Source organism: Rhizobium ruizarguesonis (genome assembly GCF_012349115.1).
Taxonomy (GTDB): domain Bacteria; phylum Pseudomonadota; class Alphaproteobacteria; order Rhizobiales; family Rhizobiaceae; genus Rhizobium; species Rhizobium ruizarguesonis.
The window spans coordinates 33,205-43,884 of the sequence record NZ_PQIG01000108.1 but is presented as its reverse complement, the minus strand read 5'-3'; the positions used below and the strand labels follow the sequence as shown (position 1 = coordinate 43,884).

The 10,680-nt window shown below is 59.8% G+C and carries 14 protein-coding genes and 1 pseudogene; 4 read left to right on the top strand and 11 right to left on the bottom strand.

Features of this window, described 5'->3' with window-relative positions; all coding sequences use genetic code 11:
• Positions 1-154: 154 nt before the first annotated feature.
• The 6 genes from C3Y91_RS29280 to C3Y91_RS29255 all read right to left on the bottom strand — a co-directional run bounded on the left by C3Y91_RS29280 (position 155) and on the right by C3Y91_RS29255 (position 4,358).
• Positions 155-1,051 carry an aldo/keto reductase gene (locus C3Y91_RS29280; RefSeq protein WP_130687506.1) on the bottom strand — a complete coding sequence of 299 codons (897 nt, stop codon included), beginning with the start codon at positions 1,049-1,051 and terminating at the stop codon, positions 155-157.
• A gap of 308 nt (positions 1,052-1,359) precedes the next feature.
• The gene (locus C3Y91_RS29275; protein WP_130660803.1) at positions 1,360-1,995 is read right to left on the bottom strand and encodes a TetR family transcriptional regulator; all 636 of its coding nucleotides are present in this window, start codon (positions 1,993-1,995) and stop codon (positions 1,360-1,362) included.
• Between the two features lie 19 nt (positions 1,996-2,014).
• Positions 2,015-2,686 (bottom strand): class I SAM-dependent methyltransferase, encoded by a 672-nt coding sequence (locus C3Y91_RS29270; RefSeq protein ID WP_018495639.1) that lies wholly within the window; start codon positions 2,684-2,686, stop codon positions 2,015-2,017.
• Positions 2,687-3,017: 331 nt separating this feature from the next.
• Positions 3,018-3,320 (bottom strand): hypothetical protein, encoded by a 303-nt coding sequence (locus C3Y91_RS29265; protein WP_130656296.1) that lies wholly within the window; start codon positions 3,318-3,320, stop codon positions 3,018-3,020.
• 154 nt (positions 3,321-3,474) lie between these two features.
• Positions 3,475-3,846, bottom strand: coding sequence for a cell surface protein (locus C3Y91_RS29260; RefSeq protein WP_168576108.1), 372 nt, complete (start codon positions 3,844-3,846; stop codon positions 3,475-3,477).
• 191 nt (positions 3,847-4,037) lie between these two features.
• Positions 4,038-4,358: a hypothetical protein gene (locus tag C3Y91_RS29255; RefSeq protein WP_024324019.1), complete on the bottom strand. Its 321-nt coding sequence runs from the start codon at positions 4,356-4,358 to the stop codon at positions 4,038-4,040.
• A gap of 113 nt (positions 4,359-4,471) precedes the next feature.
• Between C3Y91_RS29255 and C3Y91_RS29250 the strand changes: the two are divergent.
• Positions 4,472-4,789 (top strand): annotated as a pseudogene (locus tag C3Y91_RS29250) (class I SAM-dependent methyltransferase); the annotation flags it as partial.
• A gap of 89 nt (positions 4,790-4,878) precedes the next feature.
• On the opposite strand, the gene C3Y91_RS29245 reads toward C3Y91_RS29250, so the two are convergent.
• Entirely contained in the window at positions 4,879-5,466 is a 588-nt protein-coding gene (locus tag C3Y91_RS29245; RefSeq protein WP_130663979.1) for a hypothetical protein, read from the bottom strand.
• Between the two features lie 276 nt (positions 5,467-5,742).
• Here C3Y91_RS29245 and C3Y91_RS38195 point away from each other — a divergent pair, with 276 nt between their 5' ends.
• Positions 5,743-6,159, top strand: coding sequence for a hypothetical protein (locus C3Y91_RS38195; protein WP_130687502.1), 417 nt, complete (start codon positions 5,743-5,745; stop codon positions 6,157-6,159).
• Between the two features lie 195 nt (positions 6,160-6,354).
• Positions 6,355-7,842: a preprotein translocase subunit SecD family protein gene (locus C3Y91_RS29235; RefSeq protein ID WP_130687500.1), complete on the top strand. Its 1,488-nt coding sequence runs from the start codon at positions 6,355-6,357 to the stop codon at positions 7,840-7,842.
• A gap of 72 nt (positions 7,843-7,914) precedes the next feature.
• On the opposite strand, the gene C3Y91_RS38190 is transcribed toward C3Y91_RS29235, so the two are convergent.
• The 4 genes from C3Y91_RS38190 to C3Y91_RS29215 form a co-directional block, all read right to left on the bottom strand.
• Positions 7,915-8,211: a eukaryotic translation initiation factor eIF-2-beta/eIF-5 family protein gene (locus C3Y91_RS38190; protein WP_130687498.1), complete on the bottom strand. Its 297-nt coding sequence runs from the start codon at positions 8,209-8,211 to the stop codon at positions 7,915-7,917.
• A 32-nt stretch (positions 8,212-8,243) separates the two neighbouring features.
• Positions 8,244-8,426, bottom strand: a complete 183-nt coding sequence (locus tag C3Y91_RS29225; protein WP_130660798.1) for a hypothetical protein — start codon at positions 8,424-8,426, stop codon at positions 8,244-8,246.
• Positions 8,427-8,524: 98 nt separating this feature from the next.
• The gene (locus C3Y91_RS29220; RefSeq protein ID WP_130687496.1) at positions 8,525-9,082 is read right to left on the bottom strand and encodes an SEL1-like repeat protein; all 558 of its coding nucleotides are present in this window, start codon (positions 9,080-9,082) and stop codon (positions 8,525-8,527) included.
• Entirely contained in the window at positions 9,079-9,879 is an 801-nt protein-coding gene (locus tag C3Y91_RS29215; RefSeq protein ID WP_130687494.1) for a hypothetical protein, read from the bottom strand. The genes C3Y91_RS29220 and C3Y91_RS29215 overlap by 4 nt, the downstream gene beginning before the upstream one ends.
• A 218-nt stretch (positions 9,880-10,097) precedes the next feature.
• Here C3Y91_RS29215 and C3Y91_RS29210 point away from each other — a divergent pair, with 218 nt between their 5' ends.
• Entirely contained in the window at positions 10,098-10,619 is a 522-nt protein-coding gene (locus tag C3Y91_RS29210; RefSeq protein ID WP_130687492.1) for a hypothetical protein, read from the top strand.
• The last annotated feature ends 61 nt before the right edge of the window (positions 10,620-10,680 follow it).

The following is a 10,680-nucleotide window of genomic DNA, read 5'->3' as shown; positions in this document are numbered from 1 at the left end:
TCGTCGCCACCGTCGCAACCATGCGCAAGCTGCTCACCATCCTCAACGCCATCATAAGGGACGGACGACCATGGCAAAACGCTTGACAAACAAGACAGTCGCTCTCCCCGAGGGGAGAAGAGGACATGCCGCGACCTCTCCGTGCCCCGCCTCGTCAAGCAGCCTTGAAGACCTTCCTGCCTTCGCCGTCGAGGGCAGAGAATTCCTCGTTCGAGAGGGTGATGTCGACGGCTGCGACATTTTCCTCGAGATGCTTGACCTTGGAGGTGCCGGGGATCGGCAGCATGACCGGGCTGCGCTTCAGCACCCAGGCGAGCGCGATCTGGCTGGGTGCGGCATTGTGCTTTTTGGCGATCGTATCGAGCAGCGAGCCGGGCTTGGCGAGATCGCCGGCGGCGAGCGGGTACCAGGGGATGAAGCCGATATTGTGCTTGGTGCAATAATCGAGCACGTCCTCGCTGGTGCGATCGACGAGATTGTAGCGGTTCTGGACGGTCGCGACCTTGAAGTGCTTCGAGGCGGCCTCGATGTCGGCAACGGACACTTCGCTCAGACCCGCATGGCGGATGAGGCCGGTATCGAGCAGCGATTTGATCGCATCGAACTGTTCCTTGGCCGGCACCTTCTGATCGATCCTGTGCAGCTGCCAGAGATCGATCTGCTCGACGCCGAGATTGCGCAGGCTCTTATGCGCCTGCTGGATCAGGTATTCCGGACGTCCCACAGGCAGCCAGATATCGGGTCCGTGGCGGGTCAGGCCGCCCTTGGTGGCGATGACCGACTTGCCGCCATAGGGATGCAGCGCTTCCTTGATCAGCCATTCAGAGACATCGGGGCCGTAGGAATCGGCCGTATCGATAAAGTTCACGCCGAGTTCCGGCAGGCGCTTCAGCGTACGGATGGATTCGGCATGATCGGAAGGCTCGCCCCAGATGCCCTTGCCGGTGACGCGCATGGCGCCGAAACCGAGACGATTGATCTCGATATTGCCGCCGATCTTGAAGGTGCCTGACTTCGCTGCGTTGTATTGGGCTGCGTTGTAACTGGACATGGTCTTTCCTCTCTTATCAATCAATCATTGAAATCGGTGAAGCGGTCGGAGGCGGTTGAACAGCGGCGGCACGGATGCCGAGGCTTTCGGAGATGCCTTCGAGCGCGAATGTCTGCCCTGATCGAAAGCGATGCCCGCCATGGTGATGATCCGCCCATCGTGGGGATCAGCAGAATGCGGCCGCTGCGACGCTTGCAGATATAGGACGGCCCAGTCCCGATGAAAGGGCCCTGATGACAGGGATGAGCGGAAACATCGACATCGAACCGACGCTTGGGGAGAGTGCACTGATCCTCAGGCGGCCTGCGTCACAGCCTGGTCTTTGCCTCGTCGCCGAATTCCGCCAGCATCTTCCAGAGGTCGGCGAAAATCTCCCGGGCGAAATCCTCAAGCGAGGCGCCCGGCGGGCGCTGCTGCCAGAGTTCGCCGCCGACGCGCAGCGCGCCGATGACGATCGCCGCAAGGAGGCGCATGCGCGAGCGCTGCTCTGGATCATTTCCCTTGCGCAGAAGCAGCGCCTCGGCGAGCTTCTGTTCGAGCCTGGCGTATTTCAGCTGATCGCGGGCCTTCAGCGCCGGCGTGCGATGGATGAGTTCACCAAGCGCCAGGCCAGGCTCCTCGACGGAGGCGATGGCGGTTGCGGTGATCGCCACCTCGACCGCCGCGACCGAGGATTCTGCCGCCGGCCTTGCCGCGACCGCCGCCATCAGGCGATCGGCGAAGGCATCCTGCCAGGCGAAAACCACCTCTTCCTTGGAGGGGAAATAATCGAAGAAACTGCGCTTGGAGACATCGGCCGCCTCGGTAATGTCCTCGATCGTCGTGGCATCGAAGCCGCGTTGCAGAAAGAGGGTCATGGCCGCCTGCTCGATGCGCTCGCGCGTCTGCCGCCGCTTGCGTTCCCGCCTGCCTTCGGTCGTCTCCGTCCGCTTGTTTTCAGCCATTCCGGCCCGGCATCATCGTTCAGCCGCCGGTTTCGTTGGAAAAGGCGGCGACGTCGTCGATGTCAGTCTCGCTCTCGCGATAGCCGATGCGCTCGCGCGACAGTTCCAGCGGTTTGCTGCGCGAAATCCGGTAGACAGACGCCGGCGGCAGGTTGCGCACCGTCCCGCCGATGCGCACCGCCTTCAGGTCGAGACGGTCGAGGATCGGCCGCGGCACCGGGCAGCGGGGACCATAGGTAAACTGATAGACGGCCCCGCCCGGCCGCATATAGGCGAAGGCGCCGGCCATGATCGAGGCGATCTTGCGGGGCGGCATGGAGAGCAGCGGCAGGCCGCTGACAACAGCGCCGACCGGCTCGCCTTCGAAAATATCGGCATGGGCGAGATGGGCGGCATCCATCTGCAATACACGCGCCGTGGGGAAACGCGCCTGCAGCGAGGTGATGAACTCCGGGCCATACTCGATCAGGGTCAGATCGGCTTCGCTCACCCCGCGCGCCAGCAGCGCCCGGGTAAAGACGCCGGTTCCCGGGCCGAGCTCGATGATCGGACCGTCGAGTGCGGCAATTTCACTGGTCATGATCCTGGCAAGCGAATCCCCCGACGGCGCGATGGCCGCCACCCGAAGCGGATTGCTGATCCAGGAGCGGAAAAAATGCAGGAAATCGGCGCGTGCGGACTTTGCAGTCATGATTATCCCACCTGTCTGAAATTCGATTGATTACGAAATGCGACCATCGCGGCGAGCATGGCAATTCCAAGGCAGAGGCGTCAATCGCTCTTGGCTGCGGCTTTTCGCAACACCACTGTCAACAATTTGCCTGATTCTGTACTTATTGCATTTTTGCATTCGATGCAACATCGTACGAACGACAGTTGGGAAAGGACATGTCGTATCCGGCTGGCAAGGCCGAGGATGGCGCCGAGGGAAGAGCGAGGTTTGCCAACACACTGAGGGCGGCTCGGAGGCCGCCCTTCAGCTCAGACGGGGTCGCTCGCGATGGGAACGGCCGAGCGCCTCGTCAGTAATTGCAGCTGGAGCTGCTGGTCGGGTTGAAGCCGAGCTTGCAATCCATGTTGAGCGGCTTCTTCGGGTTCATCATATAATGTGTCGAACCCGTGGTTTCCGAGGCGCGCTCGCCGATCGAACCGGTCGTGCGCCGGTCGTGCTGCACCGTGGTTTCTTGGCTCGCAACCGGACGCGTGGCTGCACCCTGCTCCGTTGCACTCGACTGGAGGGGAGCTGCCGTGGCCGAGAAGGCCGAGAGGCCGAGGATTGCGCCGAAGGCAGCGGCCACCAGGCCGTTCTTGAAAGTCGTGGTCATCATCGTCTCCTTGGGAAGATTCAGGGAATTTACGTCCCGGAGTTAGGAAGGCGATCTGTCACATACTACGGTGTCAAATAAGAGGTCACGGATATGTGAGCGGCGGCCCGATCGAGAAAAAGGCGGCTCCTCGCCGCCTCCTTCATTTGCCGGCTCAATAGCCGTTATCACACGGCATGCTGCCAGGACCGATCGATCCGGAAAACGTAGGGTTGCACATTTCCGGAGCTGCCGGCCTGTTGACCGGCGGGCGGACGATGGAGCCCGTGGTGCCGGCCTCGACGCCGAAAGCGGCAAGCGGATACCAGTAGCCATCGGAGTGGCGGCGGGTGCCGGGGCGCTCGGTGCGGAAGCCCTGATAGCCATGCCGGGACCCGGCATGTGGTTTATATTGCACCATTTTCACGTCCGAGACAGTTGGCGGGGAAACCGTCTGGACGGGTGCGGCTCGCGCGGGGACAATCGACGCGAGGGCGAGAAGGGCGCCGAGGGCGGCGGTGGAAGGGGTGAGACTGAGCATCTTCATGATAAACCCTCCTTACTGGATTTATCTCCGGGGAATGCGCTTCCCAACTGCGGAGTTCCGCCGCAGCACGCAACTTCCAAAACTCGTGATTGCAGGCGATCCGGCGTGACCAAATAGCCAAAAAACGTGAAAAGTCGCGATCAGAAAGAGGGCTCAAACGGCGTTTGTGAGGAAACGCGAATTCTCTGTTCTCAATTCGCGTATAATGTCCGGTAGCCCTGGCCGGAGAGGCAGGCGACATATTGGCGATGGGCGGCCGCGCGCGCTATCGTTTCGGCCTCAAGCTCATCGGCTTGAGCATATCCGGTCAGTTGGGCGCGCAGCTGATACTGCTTCCTCGCCTCGTCATACATGGCGTTGCCGTCGGTCATGCAAAGGCCGTGCGCGACAGCGGGCGGATTGACCGGAACACCCACCGCCAGGAGCACGGGATCATTGGCATGGTCGATGCAGCCGGCAAGGCCCGTCACCATCGCCAGGGCAGCCAGAGCCCGAAAAATTCCCACCGACATGCATTCCTCCGGCTGAAGCGCCTCAAAGATCATCAGACCTGCGGATACATCAGGAAGGTTGCGCGAAACTAGGCTGACGGTTTGCCTGCCAATTCCGACCGGACGGCGCCGCGCCCTGGTGGACCCACGCCTTGTTCTATCGCTACGTTCTCAGACAGAAAAACGCCGGAAAGCCGGGTTATGCCCCATTTCGCGTCGAGCACGCCGCAGAGGCATCCCATTCGGAGATTGCCGGGACATTGAAGGAACTCGGCATGGATGTCGTCTTCGTCGGCGAGTATGTGTCGACACAGGTGCACGCGCTCAAGGACCGAATTCCCCCACTTTATTGGCTCTATGAAGCTTTCGGCCTTCTGCTTCGCACGGTTTCGGCCGGAAAGATCGGGGGGCGGGAGACGGAGTTCCTGATCGTGGCAAAGTGCCTTCGTTAGGGACACCCCACCAAGATCTATATAGCACTTCGGAATCCCGAAATTGGTTGGGGCATTGAATTCATTCAACGTTTCTTCAGCTGCACAGCTCACGAAGCGCGGCGGATTTCGGAATCCCGAAGCGGGGGGATTTCGGGATTCCGAAGTGGGATTTTTTTCTTCCGGCCGACGCGCCCGCGTTTGTCGGCAGCAATCTTGCGGTCGGTCTCGGACCATTTCCGGCACCTTTCCGCCGTGCATCGCTTCCACTCGTCGGTGGGTGGCGTGCCTTCATGGTCACCGACAAAAGTCAGCGTGAACCGGTTGGGATGCGCGACACCGCTGCCTGCCCGGCCGCGGCGAACTTTTATCAGCCCCTTATATTCGAGCTCGTCGATCGCATCGGCCACATATTCGCCGGTCACGCCGTAGGACACGAACTGAGGATGGGTCACGATCAGCTTGCCGTTTTCCAGGGCGGCGTGCGACGTGTGCTCGATGACGATGCGGAAGAAGGCGCGGCAGGCGTTCGCACTCAATGTCGTGAAGGCCGCAGATTCCAGCAACTGAATGGTGAACCATTGCCAGCGAAGGCTACCGTCATCCGCCGCGCCCGGCGGAGCAGTATGCTTGCGCACCATCGCCCGCGTCTTTCCCTGACTGGTTCGGCTTTTGTCGCGAGGGTTGAATTCCGCCATCAGCCCCTCGCCCGTGTTGTCGATCGGTATCCGCCCGCCCTCCGGAGCCTGTTGCGGGAACTCCGTTCATGCAGCGCGTGACGGCCAAAGCTCGTCCACACCATCACCTCATCTCTGAGAAAAAATTTGCTCAACATCTAACAGTCCGTGGTTGCAATGGCGGCAAACCTAGCGCAAGAACGATCCATGAACTAGGAAAATATTCTTAGTTATGATCTTCTATTATCCAGTCCCTTCTGCTAGGATCGGTGCAATGAATCTCGGGGTAGAAGTCCGATGCGAATAAGCGGTATGGGGGAGAAGAGCGTGGTCGTTTGCATCCGGCGATTGCCGGCATTGGTTTCGATCTTGCTGGCAAGCGCCGTCCAAGCCTTTCCCTGCGATCAGCCGATCATGATATCCAATTGGTCGCTCTGTGCGATCGCCAATGAGGGCGGCGCCGCTGATTGGAAAGCTGTGCCTGCGTGGACTCGTCAGAAAGCCATAAGCACGTATTTCGGAAACGAGCCGCGGCTCTTAGCAAACCACGGACTTTGCAACGCCAAGTTCCAACGCGTCGTGCTCTGCCTGCCAGGATGGGAAATGGGCGACCCGGATGAGTGCTCATATCTGATTTGCAGTGGCTATTACTCATCTTCGTTCGGGAAGAAAGAAAGGGAAGACGATTTGAGAGACCACCCGACCGCTCAATAGTTTTTCGCTTCGCTGTCTTGGGGCAGAGATTGGAGCAGCCGACGAGAAGTGCTTATCCTTGATCTCCCGATCTCGATCTTGAAAACCTGAAGCAGTTTCGCGCAAAACGATTATCGCAGCGTCGGCACTACCCATGCTCGCGGCCGGCGGCCGGACGGCGCGCCACAACCTTCAATGTTCGGAGGCCCTGCCCGCATGACATCACCGCACTGGAAGAGATTTGCCTGGTTTTGCCTGTGCCTCACACTCTCCCATCCGGCATGGTCCGCCGGCGGCATCGATATCCCGGGCTACGCGCCGGCGCCGGGCGTCGAGCGCAGCTACCGCGTTCAAAAAGCGACCGAGACCGATATGTCGTTCTGGTTCGACAAGCCAGGCGCCTCGGCCATGACGATGCGCGGCGCGTTTCGCCAGCGTATGACGGTTCTGTCGCTGGATGAAGACGGCATGCGGGTCCGCTGGTCCCTCAGCGCCGACTTGCCGGAAGACATTGCGGGCCTTGCCGATAGCTATCAGATGAACCTGCTCTATCGGAATTCCCTCACGGCCTATGGCACCGCTGCGCTCGAACTCGAAACCGACCTGAACGGCAACCCGCGCGATCTCTCCGGTGTCGATCAGATCGTGGCACACATGTGGGAGGTGGCGGCCAATGGACCGGGTGGAGTTCCCGCGGCTGGCGCCTCCGCGGCGCGACAAAGCGGGGTCTATGACATCATCGCCAAGCTGGAGGCAAACCCTCTTCAAATCGTTGCCGCCTTGGTGCCGGAGGCGCAACTGCTCGCCACGGGACAATCCTACCAGGATGAGACCATGGACATCGGACCGGCCTCGACGACCTCCCGGGACGAAGATTACGGCGGCGTCAGTGTTCCGGTGACATCGACCTGGACTCTGAAATCCACCGACGCAACCGCACGCACGGCAACCCTTTCGCTGTCGGAGGAAGCCGACGCCGCAGCGTTCAGCCAGTCGCAGCAGCCGGCGATCGCAAATTTGATGACGGGCTTTGCCGAGCGGGCAAAGAGCCTCACCGCCGATCAGCTGGCCTCCGTCAAACGCGCCAGCAAGAGCCGAAGCGTCGAACTCGTGGTGTCCCTGAACGATGGTTCGACGCTCGAAGCGTCGGAGATCGTGACGGTCGCGGCAGGAGGGACGACGTTGCGCACATACACCCATATCCAACGTGAAGACATGCCGGCCAGCTTGCCGCTTCCCGCCGTGCTGACGGCAAAAGACTTGCAGACGCCCGTTTTGCATATCGAGCCGCTGCCATCGGCCAAGGCCGGGCCGGGCATCCTGGATGAGCTTTCGACACCGCCTGCCCCACCGAAGGCATCGCAGACCGTGGCTCCAGACAATGACGGACCGAAGGCGATCGCGCCTGTCTCGCTCGAAGTGAAGAGCGCGAAGGTGGTTTCGGCCCCCACTTCTTTTGGATCTGAGTTGGATATCATGCTCACACCCGCAAGCGCTGCAAAATTTCAGGATTTTACGCAGGCGGCGCTGGGAGAAATAACGCAGGTACTGATCAACGACAAGATTGTCATCGAACCCCGGATCCTGACGCCGATCACGGGCGGCCATATTGTGATAAGCGAACCGGACTCGAAGCTATTGCAAGACATGGCGGAACAGTTGACCTTCCCCGAAGCCAAGATTCTCGTCCGGTTACGCCCATGAGGGCGCCCCTCCCAGCTGCCGGCTCGATCGCAACCGCAAAGTGAAACGGCTAAGTCAACGCTAAGGAGGACTTCAATCTCTCACTTCGGAGATCAGACGTATCAGAGTTCCGTCACTCGCCGCAGCGCTGATTGCCGTTGCGATCTGCCGGAGCGGTCCACGCGCGACGAGCGTCTCTGGCGATGGGTGTTTTCCGGGACCTGGATCGATGAAGGCCGAACACAGGTGACCCGAGTCGAGCATCGCCATGAATGATGTCGCGACAATCGTTTCGCCGCAGGCGGCGCATCGAAGAATGTAGGAACCGCCATGGACGATCGATTCTGTTTTGTCCAATCGGCACGAGGGACAGGCCAACATATTGGTCATTGCTTCACTCGAGCATGAGCACGCACGCGGCTCTAGGAGGCAGCGGCCAGAACGATGGCGATCGCGAGCAGCAAGGGACCCATCCACTTGAAATGGCGAACCACCGGCGGCCGGCTGGCTGGCTTGCCGGGATATGGCAGATAACCAAAGCCGACGGATGTCATCCACAGGCCGGCGCAAAACATGATGATTTCATCGATATAGGCTGCGATCATTGGCTCTCCTGCCTGCAAAAGGCGCCGCGGCAATCTCTATCTTTGGTTTTGCGCATGTCATGGTCGCTAAACCGCTGCACAGTTTTGCGCGACATGCTTTAGCGAAGCCGCTCATCATATACATCGGCAAGGCCCAGACGGAACAGATCGGGATAGATACCCAACCATAGAAACAAACCCTGGCGTCGTGTCCCGAAGCGCTTGTGCCCTTTCATCATTCGAAAAGCCATATCGCGTTTCGCGAACAGGTGGCCGCTATCGGCTGCTGCCAACAGAATGTCGGCGGCTTCGTCGGCATGCCGCGCCAAATGGGGGTGCGCCTCGATCGTCCTGTATTGCCAATAGAGCGACGATATCGGGCGCTTGCGGTCTTTCCGGAAGCATTCCAGCGCGAGTTCGGCGCGTCCCGCGTCGAAATGGCTGAGCCCGAGAGGATGTGCAGCGGACTCGTCTCCGCCGTCATAGGCCAGCTGGTAGTGGTGAAGCGATCGATCTCTATCCTTTCGAACAGCGTGCCCATACCAATACATCCAACCAAGCACTCCATGAGCCCAGGCAGATCCGGCATTTGCGCCCTCCTCCAGCAGAGGCAAGGCTTCCTTATAACGCTTCTGTTTGTACAATTGCTGGGCCATCTCCTCATTGGACGCGGTCATGCCAGCATTGCTCCGATCAGTTGGACAGCCTCTCTGACGTCCGGGCCGTGACGCATGTCGAGCCGATCCACCAGCCTCCGCCCCAATTTCTGCCACCGGTCGACATGGGTGTCATAGCCAGTTCCCGAAACCAGCCACGATCCAGTTGCGCCCAAGCCGATGGATTTGCGGCGCTTGGCTGCCTCCTCAGTGACCATGATCCACTCGCAGAGCCCGAGAAGTGCTGCGTCGTTCCATTGGTTCGGGCGGCCGAGCGCGAACCACAGCATGGCCAGTCCGAAGAAGGGGATTTCTCCCGCTTCATGTTCGGGCAGGCGCGGAATAAGCCAGGATAACAGCGACAGAACCTCATCCTCGACGTCCAACCCGAGCGCTTCCAGGCTGCCGACCAAGCTTATGAGTGTCTGGTTGCTGCCATAAGAAGCACCCGCGTTGCGCGGATCGCCATAGGAGACGAGGAGAACCGTGCACGCAAACGCGCATTGCCTGGATAGTCTCGCCGCCATGCCCGGAGCCTGCTGCTGAGGTTCAGACCACCGGGTCAGTTCCAGAACGTCGCGGGGATGCCATTTCAATGGCGAGGGCAATTCGCACAGCCGGACGATGTCAACGAGCCGAGCGAGATGTTCATCGGTGTCGTTGCCGTAATCAGCACGCGCGATGCTCTGCAGATCGTCTTCATCCAGCAGGTTAGCCGTGGCCTTGAGAAGAGAGTGTCGATCGCTTGATGAAATCGATGGAGCGTAGCTTGCGATGCCCTGAAATTCGGCGATTTGCGCCTGGGTGAGTGACGTCATTTAAATTTCCGTCTCCACGAAAACTGTCCAGACTCTGATCCGGACGCGTCGGATTGGTCCCATTCGCCATCGACCGCCACCTTGAAGCTAAACATTTGGCAGCCCTCCCGAAAATGTCGAGAGGTAAACTTAAGGTAGCACAATTGCTTCGAATCCCCTAAGCATCCAGATGCATTGCAACGGATACCAACCCGCTACAGCATTCTCAGGACTATTCCATGCACAACCCTCAATTCATTCGCCACGCCGCCTTCTCCGCGTGCGTCGCTTTTGCGGCATTTCAGGCCGGACAGGTTCTGGCCGATTCGGCCAATGACAAGTTCTTTGACGCAGCCCTTTGCAAGCCACCCTATACGATGACATCGGCAATGAAGATCTATGATGTCGTGGAAGCTTTGGCCAAGCCGGACACGTCGTCCTTGGGTGCGGCGATCTACAAACTCCCGAACCAGATAGACCGCGACGGCTTTAAGTCGACCGAGGTTTTCTTTGCAAGCAACGCGGTTGGAATTTTGGTCGAAGGCGAACGCGCCGACGATCTGGCCGCAAAATACGGTTTGAAGCCGGAGACCTCGGACCTGCTCGGCACCTCCACCAAGGGCTATTCGCGCGCGCTGCCGGCAGATCTGCAGCCCGAACCCGGAATGGCCGGCCCCGGAAAGGTCTCCATCGTTGCCCGCCAAGGTAATGCCTTGCCCGGCAAGACATTGCTGGCATGCGAATTCGTTCAGGAGTTCTAAGAGGCGTCGCATAAGCGCGCAAAACGGCGGCACGAAACCCTTTTCGAAATGCACATCCCAG

Excerpts from the sequence above, each read along its gene's own strand:
- C3Y91_RS29280 (WP_130687506.1), bottom strand. The coding sequence starts at position 1,051 with ATGTCCAGTTACAACGCAGCCCAATACAACGCAGCGAAGTCAGGCACC.
- C3Y91_RS29275 (WP_130660803.1), bottom strand. The coding sequence starts at position 1,995 with ATGGCTGAAAACAAGCGGACGGAGACGACCGAAGGCAGGCGGGAACGC.
- C3Y91_RS29270 (WP_018495639.1), bottom strand. The coding sequence starts at position 2,686 with ATGACTGCAAAGTCCGCACGCGCCGATTTCCTGCATTTTTTCCGCTCC.
- C3Y91_RS29265 (WP_130656296.1), bottom strand. The coding sequence starts at position 3,320 with ATGACCACGACTTTCAAGAACGGCCTGGTGGCCGCTGCCTTCGGCGCA.
- C3Y91_RS29260 (WP_168576108.1), bottom strand. The coding sequence starts at position 3,846 with ATGAAGATGCTCAGTCTCACCCCTTCCACCGCCGCCCTCGGCGCCCTT.
- C3Y91_RS29255 (WP_024324019.1), bottom strand. The coding sequence starts at position 4,358 with ATGTCGGTGGGAATTTTTCGGGCTCTGGCTGCCCTGGCGATGGTGACG.
- C3Y91_RS29245 (WP_130663979.1), bottom strand. The coding sequence starts at position 5,466 with ATGGCGGAATTCAACCCTCGCGACAAAAGCCGAACCAGTCAGGGAAAG.
- C3Y91_RS38195 (WP_130687502.1), top strand. The coding sequence starts at position 5,743 with ATGCGAATAAGCGGTATGGGGGAGAAGAGCGTGGTCGTTTGCATCCGG.
- C3Y91_RS29235 (WP_130687500.1), top strand. The coding sequence starts at position 6,355 with ATGACATCACCGCACTGGAAGAGATTTGCCTGGTTTTGCCTGTGCCTC.
- C3Y91_RS38190 (WP_130687498.1), bottom strand. The coding sequence starts at position 8,211 with ATGACCAATATGTTGGCCTGTCCCTCGTGCCGATTGGACAAAACAGAA.
- C3Y91_RS29225 (WP_130660798.1), bottom strand. The coding sequence starts at position 8,426 with ATGATCGCAGCCTATATCGATGAAATCATCATGTTTTGCGCCGGCCTG.
- C3Y91_RS29220 (WP_130687496.1), bottom strand. The coding sequence starts at position 9,082 with ATGACCGCGTCCAATGAGGAGATGGCCCAGCAATTGTACAAACAGAAG.
- C3Y91_RS29215 (WP_130687494.1), bottom strand. The coding sequence starts at position 9,879 with ATGACGTCACTCACCCAGGCGCAAATCGCCGAATTTCAGGGCATCGCA.
- C3Y91_RS29210 (WP_130687492.1), top strand. The coding sequence starts at position 10,098 with ATGCACAACCCTCAATTCATTCGCCACGCCGCCTTCTCCGCGTGCGTC.